General features: G+C 59.4%; 19 protein-coding genes. 8 read left to right on the plus strand and 11 right to left on the minus strand.

Annotated features, from left to right (window positions below; translation table 11 throughout):
• The first annotated feature begins 21 nt into the window (after window positions 1-21).
• On the plus strand, window positions 22-612 hold the full coding sequence (locus ACWGZX_RS26975) for a GGDEF domain-containing protein (protein ID WP_452626205.1): 591 nt from the start codon (window positions 22-24) through the stop codon (window positions 610-612).
• Here ACWGZX_RS26975 and ACWGZX_RS26980 read toward each other — a convergent pair.
• Window positions 590-1,015 carry a VOC family protein gene (locus ACWGZX_RS26980; protein ID WP_452626206.1) on the minus strand — a complete coding sequence of 142 codons (426 nt, stop codon included), beginning with the start codon at window positions 1,013-1,015 and terminating at the stop codon, window positions 590-592. The genes ACWGZX_RS26975 and ACWGZX_RS26980 overlap by 23 nt on opposite strands.
• Before the next feature lie 114 nt (window positions 1,016-1,129).
• Between ACWGZX_RS26980 and ACWGZX_RS26985 the strand changes: the two genes are divergently transcribed.
• Window positions 1,130-1,996 carry a LysR family transcriptional regulator gene (locus ACWGZX_RS26985; RefSeq protein WP_452626207.1) on the plus strand — a complete coding sequence of 289 codons (867 nt, stop codon included), beginning with the start codon at window positions 1,130-1,132 and terminating at the stop codon, window positions 1,994-1,996.
• 194 nt (window positions 1,997-2,190) lie between these two features.
• Here ACWGZX_RS26985 and fabI read toward each other — a convergent pair whose 3' ends face one another.
• The 8 genes from fabI to gloB form a co-directional block, all read right to left on the minus strand.
• Window positions 2,191-2,985: an enoyl-ACP reductase FabI gene (fabI, locus tag ACWGZX_RS26990; protein WP_452626208.1), complete on the minus strand. Its 795-nt coding sequence runs from the start codon at window positions 2,983-2,985 to the stop codon at window positions 2,191-2,193.
• Between the two features lie 24 nt (window positions 2,986-3,009).
• Window positions 3,010-4,617, minus strand: a complete 1,608-nt coding sequence (locus ACWGZX_RS26995; RefSeq protein ID WP_452626209.1) for an ABC transporter ATP-binding protein — start codon at window positions 4,615-4,617, stop codon at window positions 3,010-3,012.
• 1 nt (window position 4,618) lies between these two features.
• Complete coding sequence (locus ACWGZX_RS27000) at window positions 4,619-5,638, minus strand: ABC transporter permease (protein WP_223520840.1); 1,020 nt, start codon at window positions 5,636-5,638, stop codon at window positions 4,619-4,621.
• A 1-nt stretch (window position 5,639) separates the two neighbouring features.
• Window positions 5,640-6,713 (minus strand): microcin C ABC transporter permease YejB, encoded by a 1,074-nt coding sequence (locus ACWGZX_RS27005; protein WP_452626210.1) that lies wholly within the window; start codon window positions 6,711-6,713, stop codon window positions 5,640-5,642.
• Between the two features lie 4 nt (window positions 6,714-6,717).
• On the minus strand, window positions 6,718-8,559 hold the full coding sequence (locus ACWGZX_RS27010; protein ID WP_452626211.1) for an extracellular solute-binding protein: 1,842 nt from the start codon (window positions 8,557-8,559) through the stop codon (window positions 6,718-6,720).
• Window positions 8,556-10,388 carry an extracellular solute-binding protein gene (locus ACWGZX_RS27015; protein WP_452626212.1) on the minus strand — a complete coding sequence of 611 codons (1,833 nt, stop codon included), beginning with the start codon at window positions 10,386-10,388 and terminating at the stop codon, window positions 8,556-8,558. The genes ACWGZX_RS27010 and ACWGZX_RS27015 overlap by 4 nt, the downstream gene beginning before the upstream one ends.
• Before the next feature lie 326 nt (window positions 10,389-10,714).
• Window positions 10,715-12,157, minus strand: coding sequence for a transglycosylase SLT domain-containing protein (locus tag ACWGZX_RS27020; RefSeq protein WP_452626213.1), 1,443 nt, complete (start codon window positions 12,155-12,157; stop codon window positions 10,715-10,717).
• A gap of 99 nt (window positions 12,158-12,256) precedes the next feature.
• A complete protein-coding gene (gene gloB, locus ACWGZX_RS27025; RefSeq protein ID WP_452626214.1) occupies window positions 12,257-13,024 on the minus strand; it encodes a hydroxyacylglutathione hydrolase in 768 nt (255 codons plus the stop codon).
• 65 nt (window positions 13,025-13,089) lie between these two features.
• Between gloB and ACWGZX_RS27030 the strand changes: the two genes are divergently transcribed.
• The 5 genes from ACWGZX_RS27030 (at window position 13,090) to ACWGZX_RS27050 (ending at window position 18,617) form a co-directional block, all read left to right on the plus strand.
• Entirely contained in the window at window positions 13,090-13,848 is a 759-nt protein-coding gene (locus ACWGZX_RS27030; RefSeq protein ID WP_452626215.1) for a methyltransferase domain-containing protein, read from the plus strand.
• A 92-nt stretch (window positions 13,849-13,940) separates the two neighbouring features.
• The gene (gene rnhA / locus ACWGZX_RS27035; RefSeq protein ID WP_008028618.1) at window positions 13,941-14,393 is read left to right on the plus strand and encodes a ribonuclease HI; all 453 of its coding nucleotides are present in this window, start codon (window positions 13,941-13,943) and stop codon (window positions 14,391-14,393) included.
• A gap of 283 nt (window positions 14,394-14,676) precedes the next feature.
• Window positions 14,677-15,435 (plus strand): DNA polymerase III subunit epsilon, encoded by a 759-nt coding sequence (gene dnaQ, locus ACWGZX_RS27040; RefSeq protein ID WP_007944584.1) that lies wholly within the window; start codon window positions 14,677-14,679, stop codon window positions 15,433-15,435.
• A 297-nt stretch (window positions 15,436-15,732) separates the two neighbouring features.
• Window positions 15,733-17,988 (plus strand): Orn/Lys/Arg family decarboxylase, encoded by a 2,256-nt coding sequence (locus ACWGZX_RS27045; RefSeq protein ID WP_452626216.1) that lies wholly within the window; start codon window positions 15,733-15,735, stop codon window positions 17,986-17,988.
• Window positions 17,989-18,002: 14 nt separating this feature from the next.
• Window positions 18,003-18,617 carry a GNAT family N-acetyltransferase gene (locus tag ACWGZX_RS27050; protein WP_452626217.1) on the plus strand — a complete coding sequence of 205 codons (615 nt, stop codon included), beginning with the start codon at window positions 18,003-18,005 and terminating at the stop codon, window positions 18,615-18,617.
• Here ACWGZX_RS27050 and ACWGZX_RS27055 read toward each other — a convergent pair.
• Window positions 18,583-19,476: a LysR family transcriptional regulator gene (locus ACWGZX_RS27055; RefSeq protein ID WP_452626218.1), complete on the minus strand. Its 894-nt coding sequence runs from the start codon at window positions 19,474-19,476 to the stop codon at window positions 18,583-18,585. The two genes, ACWGZX_RS27050 and ACWGZX_RS27055, sit on opposite strands and share 35 nt — an antisense overlap.
• An 88-nt stretch (window positions 19,477-19,564) precedes the next feature.
• A complete protein-coding gene (locus ACWGZX_RS27060) occupies window positions 19,565-19,825 on the minus strand; it encodes a hypothetical protein (RefSeq protein WP_452626219.1) in 261 nt (86 codons plus the stop codon).
• Window positions 19,826-20,001: 176 nt separating this feature from the next.
• On the opposite strand from ACWGZX_RS27060, the gene ACWGZX_RS27065 reads away from it, so the two are divergent.
• The gene (locus tag ACWGZX_RS27065; protein WP_452626220.1) at window positions 20,002-20,562 is read left to right on the plus strand and encodes an NADPH-dependent FMN reductase; all 561 of its coding nucleotides are present in this window, start codon (window positions 20,002-20,004) and stop codon (window positions 20,560-20,562) included.
• Window positions 20,563-20,635: the final 73 nt, after the last annotated feature.

The following is a 20,635-nucleotide window of genomic DNA, read 5'->3' on the forward strand; positions in this document are numbered from 1 at the left end:
TACCCGCCAATGGAGTGAGCCATGCTAATCCCAGGCAAACCGGTCAAACCAGGTGCTGGTGCCGTTCCTTTGCGTTCCCCGCAAGAAGAGCGCGAATGGCTGCGTGACCTGGCGCGCAAGGCCGAGCAAGAACTGTCGGGCGTACAGATGGCGAGCATGGACGAGTTGACCCTGCTCCCCAACCGCCACGGGTTCACCACGCTGGCCGAACAAGGCGTGGACGCCTGTCAGCGGCTGGAGAAACCGGCTACGTTGTTGCTGTTCAACCTTGATGACTTCAAGCGCACGCACTACCTGTATGGTCGGGCCGCGAGCGACAAAGCGCTGAAAGTCTTCGCTGACGTGCTGCGCATCGCCTTTCGCGAAAACGATGTCATCGGCCGACTGGGAAGCGATAAGTTTGTCGCGTTGCTCACGGGGTCAGGCACGGTCGAACTCGCCGCGATCAAGGCCCGGATCGAAGAAATACTCGCCGAGCGCAATGCCGCGGCCCATCGCGCCAACGACCTGCGTTTCAGCCTCGGCCAGATCGAATACGACCCTCTGCTTCACGGCTCAATCGAAGGGCTGTTGGCCGAGGCGGACGCGTTCACTTGGCAAACAACTGACTGATGTCCTTGAACGCCTTGAACTCCAGCGCATTGCCGCAAGGGTCGAAGAGGAACATCGTCGCTTGCTCGCCCACCAGGCCCTGGAAGCGAATACCCGGTTCGATCACGAACGAGGTGCCCAGCGCGGTCAGGCGCTGCGCCAGCGCCTCCCACTCACTCATGCTCAAGACCACGCCGAAATGCGGGACAGGCACGTTATGGCCGTCTACGGCATTGGTGTGCGCGGCTTCCTGGGAGGCATTTTTCGGTGCCAGGTGAATCACCAGTTGATGGCCGAAAAAATTGAAATCGACCCAGTGGTCGCTGGAGCGACCTTCTTCCAGGCCAAATACCTCGCCATAAAAATTCCGTGCGGCGGTCAGGTCATACACTGGAATCGCCAAGTGAAAAGGGGACAGTTGCATAGGGCGGGCCTTGGATGGTGGTAGGTGTGAGGCTGAGTTTAGCGCTGTGCTTTTTGATTGAAAGACGATAGTTTTTGCATCGAGCTCAAATTATTTCGATCAATCGAGAGTGCCATGCTGCGGGAACTGAAAACCTTCATCGCCGTCACGCGTTACGGCACCTTCGCTGCCGCCGGCATGCACATCGGCCTGACGCAGTCGGCGGTCAGCGCGCAGATGCGCAATCTGGAACAGGCGCTGGGCATCCGTCTGTTCGACCGCACCGGGCGTCAGGCGATTCTTAACGCCGCAGGCCAGCGGGCGTTGCCGATGGCCAAAGAGATGCTGGACACCTTCAGCCGCATGGCGATCAGTGATGACGTCAGTGAATACAGAGGGGAGTTGAAGATTGGTGCAGTGGCCACGGCTCAGACCGGGTTGCTGCCCCAGGCGTTGTTGCGGTTGAGGCAGCAGGCACCGTTGCTGGAGCCGAAATTGGTGCCGGGTGTGTCGCTGAATCTATTGAGCCAGGTGGACACCGGTGAGGTGGATTTGGCGATTCTGATCAAGCCGCCGTTTGAACTGCCCAAGGAATTGTCGGCGCAGGTCATTCGCCGGGAGCCGTTTGTTTTGATCGTGCCGATGGACCTTGAGGGCGATGAGCCGTTACCGATACTCGCCGACCATCCGCAGGTGCGCTACGACCGAAACTCGTTCGGCGGACGTCTGGTGACACGGTTTTTACGTGAACAGCAGATTGACGTGCAGGTGGCGCTGGAATTGGATGAGCTGGAAGCCATTGTGAAAATGGTCGAGTGCGGGTTGGGCGTTTCGCTGCTGCCCGAGGCAGGGCTGTGGCTGGAGTATGGGGCTAAGGTCAGGTTCATCCCGTTGGGCGAGCTGACGTTTTATCGGGAGATCGTACTGTTGCAGCGCTATAGCCAGCGCACACAGCCGATTCAGCAGCTGTTCGCCCAATGCCTCACACAGCCCGACGGCTAAACACCAATCCCCTGTAGGAGCGGCGGTGCGGCGATCCGACTTGCTCGCGAAGGCGGTGTGTCAGTCGATACAAGTGTTGAATAATCCACCGCTTTCGCGGGCAAGCCCGCTCCTACAGGGGGTTGCGTCTGTCCTGAAATTGCAGGCATAAAAAACCCGCCAGAATCAGCGGGTTTTTTTGGGCTAGCTGAAGATTACTCTTCCAGGCTACCCATTGCAGTGGTGTTGAAACCACCGTCTACGTACATGATTTCGCCGCTGATGCCGGACGCCAGGTCCGAGCACAGGAAGGCGCCGGCGTTGCCGACTTCGTCGATGGTGACGTTGCGACGCAGCGGGGTTTGCGCTTCGTTGGCGGCCAGCATCTTGCGGAAGTTCTTGATGCCGGAAGCGGCGAGGGTGCGGATCGGACCAGCCGATACGCAGTTGACGCGGGTGCCGTCCGGGCCCAGGGAGCCGGCCAGGTAACGCACGCCAGCTTCCAGCGAAGCCTTGGCCATGCCCATCACGTTGTAGTTCGGCATGGTGCGCTCGGCGCCCAGGTATGACAGGGTCAGCAGGCTACCGTTGCGGCCTTTCATCATTTCGCGACCGGCTTTGGCCAGGGCCACGAAGCTGTAGGCGCTGATGTCATGAGCGATACGGAAACCTTCACGGGTAGTGGCTTCGGTGAAGTCGCCGTCCAGTTGGTCGCCCGGGGCGAAGCCGACGGAGTGCACGATGCAATCCAGGCCGTCCCACTTCTTGCCCAGCTCAACGAAGACCTTGGCGATTTCTTCATCGCTGGCCACGTCGCACGGGAAGCACAGTTCAGGGCTCGAACCCCAGCTCTGTGCAAACTCTTCGACACGACCCTTGAGTTTGTCGTTCTGATAAGTGAAGGCAAGCTCAGCGCCCTCGCGATGCATGGCGGCAGCGATGCCGGATGCGATGGACAGCTTGCTGGCGACACCGACGATCAGTACGCGCTTACCGGCGAGAAAACCCATGTGTTGCTCCTCTCTTTCAGGTTATTACGCAGTGGCTGGTACCAGGAAAGCGGCTTCCAGCAACTGCTGTGTATACGGATGTTTGGGGGCGGCAAAGATACTTTGCGCGTCTCCCTGTTCGACCACTTGGCCTTGCTTGACCACCATCAGCTGGTGGCTCAGCGCTTTGACGACAGCCAGGTCATGGCTGATAAACAAATACGTCAGGTTGTACTTGGTTTGCAGTGACCGCAGCAGCTCCACCACTTGGCGTTGTACCGTGCGGTCGAGGGCCGAAGTTGGCTCGTCCAGCAAAATCAACGCCGGTTTTAGCACTAATGCCCGGGCAATGGCGATTCTCTGCCGTTGCCCGCCGGAAAATTCGTGGGGGTAGCGGTGCCGGGTTTCCGGGTCCAGACCTACCTCCTTGAGTGCTGCAATAATCGCTTGTTCCTGTTCCGCCTCGGTGCCCATCTTGTGGATCCGCAGGCCTTCGCCGACGATCTGGCTCACGCACATCCGCGGGCTCAGGCTACCAAACGGGTCCTGAAACACCACCTGCATCTCGCGGCGCAACGGTCGAACTTCGTTCTGCGTCAGGCAGTCTAGCTGCTTGCCTTCAAAACGGATCGCGCCCTTGCTGCCGATCAGCCGCAAAATCGCCAGGCCGAGCGTCGATTTGCCGGAACCGCTTTCACCCACAATCCCCAGGGTCTGCCCCTGCGGCAGGCTGAAATTGATTCCGTCCACCGCTTTGATGTGGTCAACGGTCTTTTTCAGCAAGCCTTTCTTGATCGGGAACCAGACTTTCAGGTCCTCGACTTGCAGCAATGGCGGCCCGATAAGATTGGTCGCCGGCTTGCCGCTGGGCTCCGCTGCCAGCAATTCTCGAGTGTACGGATGCTGCGGCGCGCGGAACAGTTCCTCGCACGATGCCTGTTCGACGATGCAACCGCGCTGCATGACACATACGCGATGCGCAATTCTTCGCACAAGGTTCAAATCGTGGCTGATCAGCAGCAGTGCCATGCCCAGGCGGGTCTGTAATTCCTTGAGTAATTCGAGAATTTTCAGCTGAACGGTCACGTCCAGCGCCGTGGTCGGTTCATCGGCGATCAGCAGTTCAGGCTCATTGGCCAGGGCCATGGCGATCATGACCCGCTGACGCTGGCCACCGGACAATTCGTGGGGCAGGGCTTTCAGGCGTTTTTCCGGCTCGGGAATCCCGACCATTTCCAGTAGTTCCAGCGTGCGTTTGGTCGCCACTTTGCCGGTCAGGCCTTTGTGGATGCCCAGCACCTCGTTGATCTGCTTTTCAATGGAGTGAAGCGGGTTTAGCGAGGTCATCGGCTCCTGGAAGATCATCGCGATCCGGTTGCCGCGGATGTGGCGGATCGTCTTTTCTTTCAGGTCCAACAGGTTGTGCCCGGCGTACTTGATGGTGCCGGACGGATGCCGGGCGATCGGGTAGGGCAGCAGTCGCAGGATCGAGTGGGCGGTGACCGACTTGCCCGAGCCGCTTTCACCGACCAACGCCAGGGTTTCGCCGCGCCGGATATCAAAGCTCACGCCCTCGACCACCCGTTGCACGCGCTCGCCAACGCCAAACTCGACGGACAGGTCGCGCACTTCGATCAGATTGTCCTGATTCATTTCACTTCCTCGGGTCGAAGGCATCGCGAGCGGACTCGCCGATAAACACCAGCAAACTCAACATTATCGCCAGCACCGCAAACGCGCTGATGCCGAGCCATGGGGCTTGCAGGTTGGACTTGCCCTGGGCCACCAACTCACCCAGCGACGGCGCGCCAGGTGGCAAGCCGAAACCGAGGAAATCCAGTGCGGTCAAGGTGCCTATAGCGCCGGTCAGGATGAACGGCATGAACGTCATGGTCGAGACCATGGCGTTGGGCAGGATGTGGCGGAACATGATCGCACCGTTCTGCATCCCCAGCGCCCGCGCCGCACGCACGTATTCAAGGTTGCGCCCGCGCAGGAACTCGGCGCGCACCACGTCCACCAGGCTCATCCACGAAAACAGCAGCATGATCCCCAGCAACCACCAGAAATTCGGCTGTACGAAGCTGGCCAGGATGATCAGCAGGTACAGCATCGGCAAGCCGGACCAGATTTCCAGAAAACGTTGCCCGGCCAGGTCCACCCAGCCGCCATAGAAACCCTGCAAGGCCCCGGCAATCACACCGATGATCGAACTGAGAATGGTCAGGGTGAGGGCGAACAACACCGAAATCCGGAAGCCGTAAATCACCCGCGCCAGCACGTCGCGCCCCTGATCATCGGTGCCGAGCAGGTTTTCCATCGACGGTGGCGCCGGGGCCGGGACTTTCAGGTCGTAGTTGATGCTTTGATAGCTGTAGGGAATCGGCGCCCACAGCACCCAGGCGTCCTTGGCCTTGAGCAGTTCGCGGATGTACGGGCTCTTGTAATTGGCTTCCAGCGGGAATTCGCCGCCGAAAGTAGTTTCCGGGTAGCGCTTGAGCGCAGGGAAGTACCAACTGTTGTCGTAATGCACCACCAGCGGTTTGTCGTTGGCGATCAGCTCGGCGCCAAGGCTCAGGCCGAACAACAGCAGAAACAGCCACAGCGACCACCAGCCACGCCTGTTGGCCTTGAACAGTTCGAAACGGCGTCGATTGAGCGGGGACAGGTTCATCTCAATGCTCCCGGCTTTCGAAGTCGATGCGCGGATCGACAAAGGTGTAGGTCAGGTCGCCGATCAGTTTCACCACCAGGCCCATCAAGGTGAAGATAAACAGCGTGCCAAACACCACCGGGTAATCGCGGTTGATCGCGGCTTCAAAGCTCATCAAGCCGAGGCCGTCGAGGGAGAAAATCACTTCCACCAGCAACGATCCGGTAAAGAAGATCCCGATGAACGCTGACGGAAACCCGGCGATCACCAGCAACATGGCGTTGCGGAACACGTGGCCGTAAAGCACACGATGACGGGTCAGGCCCTTGGCCTTGGCGGTGACCACGTACTGTTTGTTGATTTCATCGAGGAAGCTGTTTTTGGTCAGCAGGGTCATGGTCGCGAAGTTGCCGATCACCAGCGCCGTCACCGGCAAGGCCAGGTGCCAGAAGTAATCGAGGATTTTGCCGCCCATGCTCAACTCATCGAAATTATTCGACGTCAGCCCGCGCAACGGGAACCAGTCAAAATAGCTTCCGCCGGCGAACACCACGATCAGCAGGATCGCAAACAGGAACGCCGGGATCGCGTAGCCGACGATGATCGCCGAACTGGTCCAGACATCGAAGTGGCTGCCGTGTCGCGTAGCCTTGGCGATCCCCAGCGGAATCGACACCAGGTACATGATCAGCGTGCTCCACAACCCGAGGGAGATCGACACCGGCAACTTTTCCTTGATCAGGTCGATGACCTTGGCATCGCGAAAGAAGCTGTCACCGAAATCCAGAGACGCATAGTTCTTCACCATGATCCACAAGCGTTCCGGTGCCGACTTGTCGAAGCCGTACATGCGCTCGATTTCCTTGACCAGCGCCGGGTCCAGGCCTTGGGCGCCGCGATAGGCGGAGCCGGCCACCGACACTTCGGCGCCACCACCGGCGATGCGGCTGGTGGCGCCTTCGAAGCCTTCGAGCTTGGCGATCATCTGCTCTACCGGGCCGCCGGGAGCGGCCTGGATGATCACGAAGTTGATCAGCAAAATGCCGAACAAGGTCGGAATGATCAGCAGCAGTCGCCGAAAAATATACGCCAGCATCTGATTACTCCGTGGCCGCAGGGGAGGCTTGCAGTATGGTTTCGACTTCTATCGCAGGTTTCGCGTCTGGCTTGATCCACCACGTGTTTGTGCCGATGTCGTACAGGGGTGAGGTTTTAGGATGGCCGATGTGGTTCCAGTACGCCACGCGCCAGGTCTTGATGTGCCAGTTGGGGATCACGTAATAACCCCATTGCAGCACGCGGTCCAGTGCCCGGGCATGCGCCACCAGGCTTTTGCGCGAATCGGCGTTGATCAGTTGCTCGACCAGTTGGTCCACCACCGGGTCTTTCAGGCCCATGGAATTGCGGCTGCCGGGTTTGTCGGCGGCGGCAGACATCCAGAATTCGCGCTGTTCGTTGCCAGGAGAACTGGACTGCGGAAAGCTGCCGACGATCATGTCGAAGTCTCGTGAGCGCACGCGGTTGATGTACTGCGAGACGTCGACCCGGCGGATCACCAGGTCGATCCCCAGGTCGCTGAGGTTGCGCTTGAACGGCAGGAGTACCCGCTCGAATTCGGTCTGGGCCAACAGAAACTCGATGGTCACCGGTTTGCCGGTGGCATCGACCATTTTGTCATCGACGATCCGCCAGCCGGCCTCTTGCAGCAATTGATAGGCTTTGCGCTGATGGTCGCGAATCATGCCGCTGGCGTCGGTCACCGGGTTCTGGAACGCCTCGCTGAACACCTGCTCAGGGATTTTGCCGCGGAACGGATCGAGGATCGCCAGTTGATCGGCATCCGGCAGGCCGGTGGCGGCCATTTCCGAATTCTCGAAATAGCTGCGGGTGCGCGCGTAGGCGCTGTTGAACAATTGCTTGTTGGTCCATTCAAAGTCCAGCAGCAACGTCAGGGCCTCACGCACGCGCACGTCCTGGAACAACGGGCGACGCAGGTTGAACACAAAACCCTGCATGCCGGTGGTGTTGCCGTTGGGGATCTGTTCCTTGATCAAGCGGCCTTCGGTGACGGCTGGGACGTTGTAGGCGTTTGCCCAGTTCTTCGCGGTCATCTCCAGCCAGTAATCGAACTGCCCGGCCTTGAACGCTTCGAGCGCCACGGTGTTGTCGCGGTAGTAATCGGTGGTCATCACGTCGAAGTTGTAGAACCCACGATTGACCGGCAAGTCCTTGCCCCAGTAATCCTTGACCCGCTCATAGCGAATCGAACGCCCGGCCTTCACTTGACTGACTTTGTACGGGCCACTGCCCAGCGGTATCTCAAGGTTGCCCTTGTTGAAATCGCGGTCGGCCCACCAATGCTTGGGCAACACCGGCAACTGGCCGAGGATCAGCGGCAACTCACGGTTGTTGGTGTGCTTGAACTTGAATAGCACGGTCAGTGGGTCTTCGGCGACCGCTTCCTCGACGTCGTTGTAGTAACCCCGATAGAGCGGCGCGCCGTCCTTGGTCAGCATCTGGAAGCTGAACACCACGTCTTCGGCGCGGATCGGATGGCCATCGTGGAATCGCGCTTCAGGGCGCAGGTAGAAACGCACCCAGCTGTTGTCCGGGGCTTTCTCGATCTGGCCGGCCACCAGGCCATATTCGGTGAACGGCTCGTCCAGCCCTTGTCTGGCGAGGGTGTCGTAGATTATGCCGATGTCGTCGGCCGGAACGCCCTTGCTGATAAACGGATTGAGACTGTCGAAGCCGCCGAAACCGGCCTGACGAAAGATCCCGCCCTTGGGCGCATCCGGGTTCACATAGTCGAAATGTTTAAAGTCTGCCGGGTACTTCGGTGGCTCGTTGTAGAGGGTCACAGCGTGTTGCGGGGCGGCACAGGCCAGCCCGGCGAACAGCAGACCGCTGGCCTGCAACAGCAGGGCGCGTACGGGTTTCATTGATCTTTCTCCGAAGACTTCAGCCACCACGCGCTCAGGCCCAGGGTGTAGGGCGGTGTGGTGACAAAGGCGAACCGGTTACGGTAAGCCAGGCGGTGATAATTGAGGTACCAGTTGGGAATGCTGTAGTGCTGCCACAGCAACACGCGGTCGAGGGCTTTGCCGGCGGCGACTTGTTCGTCGCGGCTCTGGGCGGCGAGCAGTTGTTCGAGTAAATGGTCGACCACCGGGTTGGCGATACCGGCGTAGTTTTTACTGCCCTTGATTCCGACCTGACTGGAATGAAAATACTGCCACTGCTCCAGGCCCGGGCTGAGGGTCTGGTTGAGGGTCATCAAAATCATGTCGAAGTCGAACTGATCCAGGCGCTGTTTGTACTGGGCGCGGTCGACGGTGCGCAGTCGCGCGTCGATACCAATGCTGGCGAGGTTCTCGACGTAGGGCTGGAGGATGCGTTCCAGGTTCGGGTTGACCAGCAGGATCTCGAGTTGCAGCGGTTGACCGGCGGCGTTCTGCACACGCTGGCCATTGAGCTTCCAGCCGGCCTCGGCAAGCAGTCCAAGGGCCTTGCGCAGGGTTTCCCGGGGAATGCCGCGGCCGTCGGTTTGCGGCAGGCTGAACGGCTCGGTGAAGAGTTTGGCGGGCAACTGTTCGCGATACGGCTTGAGCATCAGCCATTCATGACCGACCGGCAGGCCGCTGGCCGAGAATTCGCTGTTGGGGTAGTAACTCAGGGAGCGCTTGTAGGCGCCGCTGAACAGCGTGCGGTTGGTCCATTCGAAATCAAACATCAGCCCCAGGGCTTCGCGGACTTTCGTTTCGGCGAAGGTCGGGCGCCGGGTGTTCATGAACAGGCCCTGGCTCTGGGTCGGAATCTGATGCGGGATCTGCGCTTTGATCACGTCACCGCGTCGTACCGCCGGGAAGTTGTAGCCGTTGTCCCAGTTCTTGGCTTGATGCTCGATGTAAACGTCGAACTCGTCGGCCTTGAACGCCTCGAAGGCGACATCACTGTCACGGTAAAACTCGACCTCCATGCGATCAACGTTGTACTTGCCGCGATTGACCGGCAGATCCTTGCCCCAGTAGTCCTTGACCCGCTCAAAAACAATCTGCCGCCCGGGCGTCACTGAAGTGATGCGATACGGCCCGCTGCCCAAGGGTGGCTCGAAGGTGGTCGCCTTGAAGTCGCGACCTTTCCAGTACTGCGCAGACATGACCGGCAATTCGCCCAGGCGCAGGATCAACAACGGGTTACCGGTGCGCTTGAAGACGAATCGAACTCGGTGCGGGTTGAGAATATCGACCCGCGCTACTTCCTGAAGATTGGTCCGGTACTGTGGATGACCTTCCTTGAGCAACAGTCGGTAGGAGAACGCGACGTCCTTCGCAGTAATCGGCGAACCATCGTGGAACCGCGCTTCGGGGCGCAGGTTGAACACCACCCAACTGCGGTCCTCGCTGTATTCCACCGACTGGGCGATCAGGCCATAACTGGAGGTCGGCTCGTCGCCGGACGGCGCGTACTGGCCGGTGCCGACCATCAGCGGCTCGTTCAGCTCATTGATCCCGTATTGCAGGAAATTCGGCGTCGAGACCGGGCTTGAGCCCTTGAAGGTATAAGGATTGAGCGTATCGAAGGTGCCAAACGCCATCACCCGCAAGGTACCGCCCTTGGGCGCTTGCGGGTTGACCCAGTCGAAGTGGGTAAATCGGGCCGGGTACTTGAGCGTGCCGAACTGCGCATAACCGTGGCTTTCGCTGATCGTCGCGCTTGCGGGAGAGCTCAAGGCCAGGCTGATCAGGAGCAGAAGGAGGGGACGCTTCAAGTCAGAGATCCGATCCAGGCGGCTTGGGCTTTGTGGTCCGTACAGTAACAGCTTGTATCGACAGGAAAAAGACGGGGGGTTAATGCACTGTTAATTGCGCAGTGGCGGTGATCGAACACAAAACCTGTGGCGAGGGGGCTTGCCCCCGTTCGGCTGCGAAGCAGACGCCAATCCTGAAGATTAAGGGCATCTGAAGGAGCGCGGGGGCCGCTTCGCGACCCAACGGGGCGGTGCGGTGTTCCGACAAGCCCCCTCGCCACAACAGCCACAACACAACAGCCTTCAAATCGCAGGCGAAAAAAAAACCCTGACATCAGGGGTTCTTTTTAGTGTGGCGAAGATACCGTCAGCACCTGCCCAGGCTTCAGCGCCTTGCCGACACGCGGGTTCCAGCGTTTGAGATGCTGCATCTCGACATTGAAGCGCTTGGCGACGATGTACAACGAATCGCCTTGCTGAACCTTGTATTGGGTCTGTGGCTTCTTTTGGTCGGCTTTGCTGTTGGCGGCCACGACCGTGTTGACACGACCACTACCGCGCTTGGTGGTGTCATGGATCACCAGCTTCTGACCCGACTTGAGGTTCTTGCCGGTCAGCTTGTTCCAGCGCTGCAGGTCTTTGACGTCGACGTCATTAGCCTTGGCGATGGTGCCGAGGCTGTCGCCGCGTTTGACCCGGTAAGTGCGCTTGACGCTGGCGATTTGAGAGCCGTCTGCGCCGTCGAAGACTGGTTTGAGTGGCTTCTTGCTGATCAACTCTTCCGGACGCATGGTCGACAGGCTAGTGGTCAACAACTGCGCCTTGGACGTGGGCACCAGCAGATGCTGGGGGCCGTCAAGGGTGGTGCGCTGTTTGAACGCCGGGTTGAGCTGGAACAGTTCGTCTTCGTCGATGTTGGCCACCGCGGCAACTGTGGACAGGTCCATGCGCTGGTTGATTTCGACGACCTTGAAGTACGGCTCGTTGGCGATCGGGTTGAGGTTCACGCCGTAGGCTTCGGGTGCCATTACCACTTGCGACAAGGCCAGCAGCTTGGGCACGTAGGCCTGGGTTTCCGACGGCAGTGGCAGGTTCCAGTAGTCGGTCGGCAGGCCGAGCCTTTCGTTACGCTCGATAGCGCGGCTGACCGTGCCTTCGCCGGCGTTGTAGGCGGCAAGGGCGAGCATCCAGTCACCGTTGAACATGTCGTGCAGGCGGGTCAGGTAATCCAGGGCTGCGGTGGTCGATGCAGTAATGTCGCGTCGGCCATCATAGGCACTGGTCTGGCGCAGGTTGTAGTAACGGCCGGTGGAAGGGATGAATTGCCAAAGACCCACCGCGTTGGCCCGGGAATAAGCCATCGGGTTGTAGGAGCTTTCAATCACCGGCAGCAACGCCAGTTCCAGCGGCATGTTGCGTTCTTCAAGGCGTTCGATGATGTAGTGAATGTACAGGCTACCGCGCTCGCCGGCGTTTTCGAGGAAGGACGGGTTACTGGCGAACCACAGTCGCTGTTGCTCGATGCGCGGGTTGACGCCCAGGCCGTCCTGCAACTGGAAGCCCAGGCGCATGCGCTCCCAGACGTCCTGTGCAGCTAGAGGGCTTGGCTTTTCACTGAGCCAAATGGGTTTCTGTTTGGCGCGGGCGGCGATATTCGGGGTATGTGTCGCGTCGGTCTGCGGCACATGACTGGAACAACCCGCCAGAGTGGCGGACACAGCCACCGCTATGGCTTGAGCCAAGCGGGTCAATGCGTCTGAATTGATGACTTTACTAATAGATGACGACATTGGCTGGAAGTAAGTTCCGGGCAAAAATGTCGGTCGATTCTAGAAAGCGTCCCCCCTGCGGTCAACCATTCAGTATTTTCATTACAAAACGAAGACGGCTTAGAACGTATCTTTCCAAGCCCTTAAAGCAGAAAAAACCTTACTTGGTGCCCGGTTATCGGGGCCAATCCGTTCGTCCAATTTTTCTTTAACAGATGTTTCAGAGGCGCGTAAAAACGGGTTGGTGAGCTTTTCCAGGGCCAGCGTCGACGGCAAGGTCATGATCCCGGCTTCGCGTTGTTGCGTCACCTTGGCCAGGCGAGCGGCAATGTCCGGATTGTCAGGCTCCACTGCGGCAGCAAATTTCAGGTTGCTCAGAGTGTATTCGTGGGTGCAATACACCAGCGTGTCTTCCGGCAATGCGGCCAGGCGTGTCAGCGAGGTGTGCATTTGTTCAGGCGTGCCTTCGAACAACCGTCCGCAACCGGCGGCAAACAGGGTGTCACCGCAGAACAACAGACCATGATGGTAATAGGCAATGTGCCCCAGTGTATGACCGGGGACGGCGAAAACATCGAAGTCCCAGCCCAGCACGCTGACACGGTCGTTGTCCTTGAGCGCCACGTCCAGGCCCGGGATGGTTTCGCTGGCGGGGCCATAGACCTTCGCGTTAGTCGCTTTTTTCAGCCGCTCGACGCCGCCGACGTGGTCATGATGGTGGTGAGTGATCAGAATATCGCTCAATGCCCAACCCGGATGCGCTGCAAGCCAGGCCTGCACGGGGGCGGCATCACCCGGATCGACCACGGCGCAGCGCTGGGTGCGGTGGTCTTGTAACAACCAGATGTAGTTGTCGGTGAAGGCGGGCAGGGCACTGATCTGTATCATCGTCGGATTCGCCAAGCGGAAAACAATGGTGCATCTTAGAACTTCCTGGCGCGTTGGAGAATGCAATGACCGATAAAGCGTTCGCTCAGGCTGATCCCGAGTGGCTGACATTGATCAGCGCGGCCCGTGAATGGCTGTCCGGCCCTATCGGGAAATTTTTGCTGGATGAAGAACGACGCATGCTCGAAGACGAGTTGGGGCGCTTCTTCGGCGGTTATCTGGTGCATTACGGTCCGTCGGCCCAGACGCCGCCGTCGGCGCCCCAAGTGCAGCGCAATGTGCGGCTCGGTGCGCCGTTGCCCGGTGTCGAAATCGTTTGTGAAGAACAGGCCTGGCCGTTGAGCGAGCACGCCGCTGACGTAGTGGTGTTGCAGCATGGGCTGGATTTCTGTCTGTCGCCCCATGGTTTGCTGCGTGAAGCGGCGAGCAGCGTGCGGCCGGGCGGGCATTTGCTGATCATCGGCATCAATCCGTGGAGCACTTGGGGCTTGCGTCATGTGTTCACCCATGACGCCATGCGCAAGGCGCGTTGCATCTCGCCGTCGCGCGTCGCCGACTGGCTGAACCTGCTGGGTTTCGCGCTGGAGAAACGCCGCTTCGGGTGCTATCGTCCGCCGCTTGCTTCACCCGCCTGGCAGGCCCGTCTGGCCGGTTGGGAGCGCAAGGCCGGCGACTGGCAACTGTCGGGCGGCGGTTTCTATTTATTGGTGGCACGCAAGATCGTGGTGGGCCTGCGTCCACTTCGTCAGGAACGGCGCGAACCGATGGGCAAGCTGATTCCCTTGCCAATGGCCAAGGTCAATCGTCGCCGCATCGACCCGTAATACCTTTTTAATATTCCCGGTCGGGTCAGTCCCGGCCTCGGGCATCGTCGATCTCTGATCGTCGAGCCACCGCATTTTCTGGATAGATTGGCATGAGCGATAGCGTAGAACTCTTCACCGACGGCGCCTGCAAAGGCAACCCTGGCCCTGGCGGCTGGGGCGCACTGCTGGTGTGCAAAGGCGTTGAAAAGGAATTGTGGGGCGGCGAAGCCAACACCACCAACAACCGCATGGAGCTGATGGGCGCTATTCGTGGCCTCGAAGAGCTCAAGCGCTCGTGCGACGTGCTGCTGGTGACCGACTCCCAGTACGTGATGAAAGGCATCAACGAATGGATGGACAACTGGAAGAAGCGCGGCTGGAAAACCGCGGCGAAAGAGCCGGTTAAAAATGCCGACTTGTGGAAGTTGTTGGATGAACAGGTCAATCGCCACAACGTCACCTGGAAATGGGTGCGGGGGCACATCGGTCACCACGGTAACGAACGGGCAGACCAGTTGGCCAACCGGGGTGTGGATGAAGTGCGCGGTTACAAGCAGGCTTGATGATTCCACCGTTCTCCTGTGGGAGCCGGGCTTGCCCGCGATGAACGATGACGCGGCTTTACTGAAAGTCCGCAGCGTCTGCATCGCGGGCAAGCCCGGCTCCCACAGGACATCGCAGCATCAAGCTGGTGGTGGCCAGTTGCTGGTCAGAAAACTGATCGCTGACCGCCCCACGAATCCTCAAACTGCATGAGCGCCGGTCACGTGGCTGTGCGCGCCGGATCCCGCGAGCGTGTTAACATCGCCGCTTTTGCACGAATGACCCGTTGAGAGCTGAGCACTGATGGCCACCAGATCCGTTGTACTCGATACCGAAACCACCGGCATGCCGGTGACCGACGGCCACCGGATTATCGAAATCGGCTGTGTCGAGTTGATCGGTCGGCGCCTGACCGGCCGGCATTTTCACGTTTACCTGCAACCGGATCGCGAGAGTGACGAAGGCGCTATCGGCGTCCACGGCATCACCAACGAATTTCTGGTGGGCAAACCGCGTTTCACTGAAGTGGCCGATGAGTTCTTCGAATTCATCAAAGGCGCGCAACTGATCATCCATAACGCGGCGTTCGACGTTGGCTTCATCAACAACGAATTCGCCCTGATGGGCCAGCACGATCGTGCGGACATCACGCAACACTGCTCGATCCTCGATACCTTGATGATGGCCCGGGAACGTCACCCGGGGCAGCGCAACAGCCTCGACGCCTTGTGCAAACGGTATGGCGTCGATAACTCGGGTCGAGAGCTGCACGGCGCCTTGCTCGACTCCGAAATTCTGGCTGACGTTTACCTGACCATGACCGGCGGCCAGACCAGCCTGTCGCTGGCCGGTAATGCGTCCGACGGTAATGGCTCCGGCGAAGGTGCAGATAACTCGGCCACCGAAATCCGCCGCTTGCCGGCCGACCGCACACGCGCCCGCATCATCCGCGCCAGCGAAGATGACCTGGCCCAGCATGTGGCGCGTCTTGAAGCCATCGCGAAAGCCGCCGGCGCCCCGTCGCTGTGGCAGCAACTGGCGGATGCCAAGGCGCAGGCCTGAATCCGTAGCAGCTGTCGAGCACCGCGAGGCTGCGTCCGGCTGCGAAGCAGGCGTGAAACCAGACACTACGGTGTTTCAGGTATACCGCGTTCTCTGGGTTTACGACGGCTACGCAGCCGAACGCAGCCGAACGCAGCCTCGCGGTGCTCGACAGCTGCTACAGGTCGTGTTCGTTTGCGACATTAGCGTGCGCCCGGTGACCCACTTCAGGGCATCGGCACTCGCCACATCCGCATCAACCCTCTACCCTGAGGATATTGGCAGGCTGCAGTCTGCCGCCTCAGGACACTGAGCCCCATGTATAAAGATTTGAAGTTCCCGGTCCTGATCGTCCACCGTGACATCAAGGCCGACACCGTCGCCGGCGATCGCGTGCGGGGCATCGCCCGGGAGTTGGAGCAGGAAGGCTTCAGCATTGTTTCGGCGGTGGATTACACCGAAGGGCGGCTGGTCGCGTCGACCCATCACGGCCTCTCTTGCATGTTGATTGCCGCTGAAGACGCCAGTACCGACTCGCATTTATTGCAAAACATGGCCGAGTTGATCGGCCTGGCGCGAGTGCGTGCGCCGGACCTGCCGATCTTCGCCCTCGGCGAACAAGTGACGCTGGAAAACGCGCCCGCCGATGCGATGGCCGAACTCAATCAGTTGCGCGGCATTCTTTATCTGTTCGAAGACACGGTGCCGTTCCTGGCCCGGCAAGTGGCCCGGGCCGCACGCAAGTACCTGGACTGTCTACTGCCACCGTTTTTCAAGGCGCTGGTGCAACACACCGCCGATTCCAATTATTCCTGGCACACACCTGGCCACGGCGGTGGCGTGGCGTACCACAAGAGCCCGGTCGGGCAGGCGTTTCACCAGTTTTTTGGGGAAAACACCCTGCGTTCGGATTTGTCCGTGTCGGTTCCCGAATTGGGTTCCTTGCTCGATCACACCGGTCCGCTGGCGGAAGCGGAAGCGCGCGCCGCGCGCAATTTCGGCGCCGATCACACCTTTTTCGTGATCAATGGCACCTCGACCGCCAACAAAATCGTCTGGCATTCGATGGTCGCCCGCGATGACCTGGTGCTGGTGGACCGCAACTGTCACAAGTCGGTGTTGCATTCGATCATCATGACCGGCGCGATCCCGTTGTACCTGTGCCCGGAGCGCAACGAACTGGGGATCATCGGCCCGATTCCGTTGAGCGAATTCAGCCGCGAGTCGATCCAGGCCAAGATCGACGCCAGCCCGCTGACCAAAGGTCTCGCGCCCAAGGTCAAATTAGCGGTCATCACCAACTCGACCTATGACGGCCTTTGCTACAACGCGGAGTTGATCAAGCAGAGCCTGGGCAGCAGCGTCGAGGTGCTGCATTTCGACGAGGCCTGGTACGCCTATGCGGCGTTCCATGAGTTTTTCGCCGGGCGTTACGGCATGGGCACTTCGCGTAGCGAAGACAGTCCGCTGGTGTTCACCACGCATTCCACGCACAAGTTGCTGGCAGCGTTCAGTCAGGCCTCGATGATTCATGTTCAGGACGGCGGCGCTCGGCAACTGGACCGCGACCGCTTCAACGAAGCGTTCATGATGCACATCTCCACGTCGCCCCAATACAGCATCATTGCGTCGCTGGACGTGGCCTCGGCGATGATGGAGGGTCCGTCCGGGCGTTCGCTATTGCAGGAGATGTTTGACGAGGCCCTGAGTTTTCGTCGCGCCCTGGCCAATTTGCGGCAGCACATTGCGGCGGATGACTGGTGGTTTTCCATCTGGCAGCCGCCGTCGGTGGAAGGCATCGATCGCGTGGTCACCGAAGACTGGCTGCTGCAACCCGATGCCGACTGGCACGGCTTTGGCGGCGTGACCGACGATTACGTGTTGCTCGATCCGATCAAAGTCACCCTGGTGATGCCTGGCCTGACCGCCGGCGGCGCGCTGAGCGAACGCGGGATTCCGGCGGCCGTCGTCAGTAAATTCCTCTGGGAGCGCGGGTTGGTGGTCGAAAAGACCGGGCTGTATTCGTTCCTGGTGCTGTTCTCGATGGGCATCACCAAAGGCAAATGGAGCACGCTGTTGACCGAGTTGTTGGAGTTCAAGCGCAGCTACGATGCCAACGTCAGCCTGGCAACCTGCCTGCCCTGTGTGGCGCAACAGAGCGTCGGGCGTTATCAAGGCATGGGCTTGCGCGATTTGTGCGATCAATTGCACGCCTGCTATCGCAGCAATGCCACGGCCAAACACCTCAAGCGCATGTACACCGTGCTGCCGGAAATCGTCATGAAGCCGGCCGACGCCTATGATCATTTGGTGCGGAGCGAGGTGGAAGCCGTGTCGATCGATGCTCTGGACGGGCGGATTGCTGCGGTGATGCTGGTTCCGTATCCGCCGGGCATTCCATTGATCATGCCGGGCGAGCGGTTCACAGAGGCGACCCGGTCAATCATCGACTACCTTTCATTTGCACGAACGTTTGATAGCAGTTTCCCCGGATTCGTCGTCGATGTGCATGGCTTGCAACACGAAGACGAGGGCAATGGACGGCACTACACCGTCGATTGCATCAAGGAATGAGGACCTTTCCCAGTATGCAACCTGTCATTAATCCCAAGTACCCCGGCCTTTCTGTGCGTGTCGCCGATGACGGCTTCGCAGCCTATATCTGGGGCAGTGATTTCAGCTTTGAAGTCGCCGCCTATGGCACCGCCGAAATGGGCAAACCGGTCGAGCAGTGGCCGATCACGCAGATCACCCCTTATCGAAAGTGTTACGGCATCGACCCTGAAGAGTTCAGCAGTTTTCGCGACGCCGCCGACAGTGCGATTTTCATGGCCTATCTCGATGATGAGCCCGTCGGCCATCTGGTGGTCAGCACCAACTGGAACGGCTTTGCCCATATCGACGAGCTGGCGGTGCATGCCCCGGCGCGGCACCATGGCGTGGCCAAAGCGTTGCTGGACGTGGCTCAGTTCTGGAGTCGCAAGAAAAAACTGCCGGGCATCATGCTTGAAACCCAGAACAACAACCTGGGCGCCTGTCGGCTCTATGAGCGGTGTGGTTATGTGATTGGCGGGATCGATCATCTGCGCTATCGCGGGATCGATCCGAACACCGCCGAAGTGGCGCTGTTTTGGTATCGCTTGTTCGATAATTCGCTGGAAAACCCGCTCAGTTCGCGAGCATCGCCGCGGCTTGTTCCGTAATGATGTCCAGCAGTGTCTGAACGGCGGCGGATGGCTCGCCGTTTTTCAGGGTCAGGGCGTAGAGGCTGACTGGCACTGCCGGCGCCAGCGGGCAAACATCCAGTCCGCTGGATTTGGCGCCAAGGGCGGTAAACGGGTCGACAATCGCCAGGCCTTCACCGGCCTCGACCATGCTGCGCATCATTTGATGCGTCTGCACCCGGATATGCACGAGCGGGGCAGGGCGCAAGGCCTGCAATTTGTTCTCGAGTGCCGGGCTTAGCGGGTCGTGGCCTTCCAGTCCGACCATCGACTGGCCCGCCAGATCCTGCAACGAAATGTATTTCTGCTTGGGCTGCAGCCAGCCATGGGGCGCCAAGAGCTGGAGCTTGCCTTGGGCAATCACCTGGCAATGGATGTCCGCGTGGTCGGGATCCTGCAGGCTCAACCCCAGATCGCTCTCGCGCAACAACAGGGTTTTGATGATCTCGCGGGTCGGGTGGCTCAGCAAGCTGCAAGGTGCATCGGGCAGGCGTCGGCGCAGGACGGCGATGCTCTGAGGCAACAGTTGTTGGGCCAGCGGCGGGGTGCAGATGATGCGCAGGGGCGGTGCCTGGTATTGCTTGAGGCTGGCGGCCAGGCGCTGAACGGGTTCAAGCGCTTCGTAGACGTGGGCGATTTCGACCTGTAGCTCCCGCGCTTCGCGGGTCGCCTGTAAGCGTCCGCGCACGCTGGAAAACAGCATGAAACCCAACTGACCCTCGGCCTCGCGCAAAATGCCTTCAACCTCGGCCACCGGCAACTGCAGCCATTCGGCAGCGGTGCCCAGGTGACCGGTCTGCACAAGCGCGTGGATCACTTCGATGTGGCGTAAACGCATGCGTGAAGTCCATGTTCGGCAGGTGAGGGAATCAGTGACTGAATCCTAACTCAAGTGCGCGCCTATGACTTCTGCTCATAACGCGGGGTTATGACGCGACGTTGGCAACTGGCACGCTGCCAACAAACGTGTCGGGTTCGCGCACGATGGTCACTTCCGATTGAACCAGCAGAAACTGGTTGTCATCCAGCTTCTTGATACGGTCGCCAATGGCCAGTTTGTAGGTGGTGACAGGCTCCGTGCTGCCCAAACCGTCTGCCGACGGGGTGGATTCCTGGAACTCATGCACGGAATAAACGCGGCCTTCCGCATCTCTTGCGTGGAACTGACCGACAAGTACTGCTGCCATCTGTTTAGAACCTCTGGAGATAAATCACTCAAATTTCGGTTCTGTAGACCGTGCTTGGGCGAAGTAAGTTTTCTTGCAAGAAAAAAATAGTCAGGGGCAGTGAAATTCAACAGCCCGCTGGGTGATTCGTCATCTATAACTACAAGCTCTTCCATCGGACAGTCGAGACATCTTCCATGAGCAACGTCTATACGATCGCCGTAATAGTCGGCAGCTTGAGAAAGGCATCGATCAATCGCAAGGTGGCACTGGCGCTGGCCAACCTTGCTCCCGCGAATCTCAAACTTCAAATCGTCGAAATTGGTGACTTGCCACTCTACAACGAAGACATCGATGGCGCTTCACCGCCGGCAGCCTACAGCACTTTCCGACAACAAGTACGTTCATCCGACGCAGTGCTGTTCGTCACCCCGGAATACAACCGTTCGGTGCCGGCGCCTATGAAGAATGCCATCGACGTGGGATCGCGGCCGTATGGCCAGAGTGCATGGAGCGGCAAACCGGGCGCAATCATCAGTGCTTCGCCGGGTGCTGTCGGCGGGTTTGGCGCCAACCATCACTTGCGTCAGTCCATGGTGTTTCTGGATGTGCCGTGCATGCAGCAGCCGGAAGCCTACCTCAGTGGTGCCGGTTCAGCGTTCGACGAGGCAGGAAAACCCTCAGAGTCGGTCAAACCGTTCTTGCAGAAATTCATCAACGCCTACGGCCAATGGGTCGAACAACACAAAAAAGTGTGATTGCCTTTGTAGCAGCAGCCTCGCGGGCTCGGCAGCTGCTACAGGTATCGTGGCTGGCAGCAAGTTTTGGCTT

It is taken from the genome of Pseudomonas sp. CLCA07 (genome assembly GCF_053615335.1).

Excerpts from the sequence above, each read along its gene's own strand:
- ACWGZX_RS26995 (WP_452626209.1), bottom strand. The coding sequence starts at position 4,617 with ATGAATCAGGACAATCTGATCGAAGTGCGCGACCTGTCCGTCGAGTTT.
- ACWGZX_RS27050 (WP_452626217.1), top strand. The coding sequence starts at position 18,003 with ATGCAACCTGTCATTAATCCCAAGTACCCCGGCCTTTCTGTGCGTGTC.
- ACWGZX_RS27065 (WP_452626220.1), top strand. The coding sequence starts at position 20,002 with ATGAGCAACGTCTATACGATCGCCGTAATAGTCGGCAGCTTGAGAAAG.
- ACWGZX_RS27020 (WP_452626213.1), bottom strand. The coding sequence starts at position 12,157 with ATGTCGTCATCTATTAGTAAAGTCATCAATTCAGACGCATTGACCCGC.
- ACWGZX_RS26975 (WP_452626205.1), top strand. The coding sequence starts at position 22 with ATGCTAATCCCAGGCAAACCGGTCAAACCAGGTGCTGGTGCCGTTCCT.
- fabI (WP_452626208.1), bottom strand. The coding sequence starts at position 2,985 with ATGGGTTTTCTCGCCGGTAAGCGCGTACTGATCGTCGGTGTCGCCAGC.
- ACWGZX_RS26985 (WP_452626207.1), top strand. The coding sequence starts at position 1,130 with ATGCTGCGGGAACTGAAAACCTTCATCGCCGTCACGCGTTACGGCACC.
- dnaQ (WP_007944584.1), top strand. The coding sequence starts at position 14,677 with ATGGCCACCAGATCCGTTGTACTCGATACCGAAACCACCGGCATGCCG.
- ACWGZX_RS27055 (WP_452626218.1), bottom strand. The coding sequence starts at position 19,476 with ATGCGTTTACGCCACATCGAAGTGATCCACGCGCTTGTGCAGACCGGT.
- ACWGZX_RS26980 (WP_452626206.1), bottom strand. The coding sequence starts at position 1,015 with ATGCAACTGTCCCCTTTTCACTTGGCGATTCCAGTGTATGACCTGACC.
- ACWGZX_RS27000 (WP_223520840.1), bottom strand. The coding sequence starts at position 5,638 with ATGAACCTGTCCCCGCTCAATCGACGCCGTTTCGAACTGTTCAAGGCC.
- ACWGZX_RS27045 (WP_452626216.1), top strand. The coding sequence starts at position 15,733 with ATGTATAAAGATTTGAAGTTCCCGGTCCTGATCGTCCACCGTGACATC.
- ACWGZX_RS27010 (WP_452626211.1), bottom strand. The coding sequence starts at position 8,559 with ATGAAACCCGTACGCGCCCTGCTGTTGCAGGCCAGCGGTCTGCTGTTC.
- rnhA (WP_008028618.1), top strand. The coding sequence starts at position 13,941 with ATGAGCGATAGCGTAGAACTCTTCACCGACGGCGCCTGCAAAGGCAAC.
- ACWGZX_RS27005 (WP_452626210.1), bottom strand. The coding sequence starts at position 6,713 with ATGCTGGCGTATATTTTTCGGCGACTGCTGCTGATCATTCCGACCTTG.
- ACWGZX_RS27060 (WP_452626219.1), bottom strand. The coding sequence starts at position 19,825 with ATGGCAGCAGTACTTGTCGGTCAGTTCCACGCAAGAGATGCGGAAGGC.
- gloB (WP_452626214.1), bottom strand. The coding sequence starts at position 13,024 with ATGATACAGATCAGTGCCCTGCCCGCCTTCACCGACAACTACATCTGG.
- ACWGZX_RS27030 (WP_452626215.1), top strand. The coding sequence starts at position 13,090 with ATGACCGATAAAGCGTTCGCTCAGGCTGATCCCGAGTGGCTGACATTG.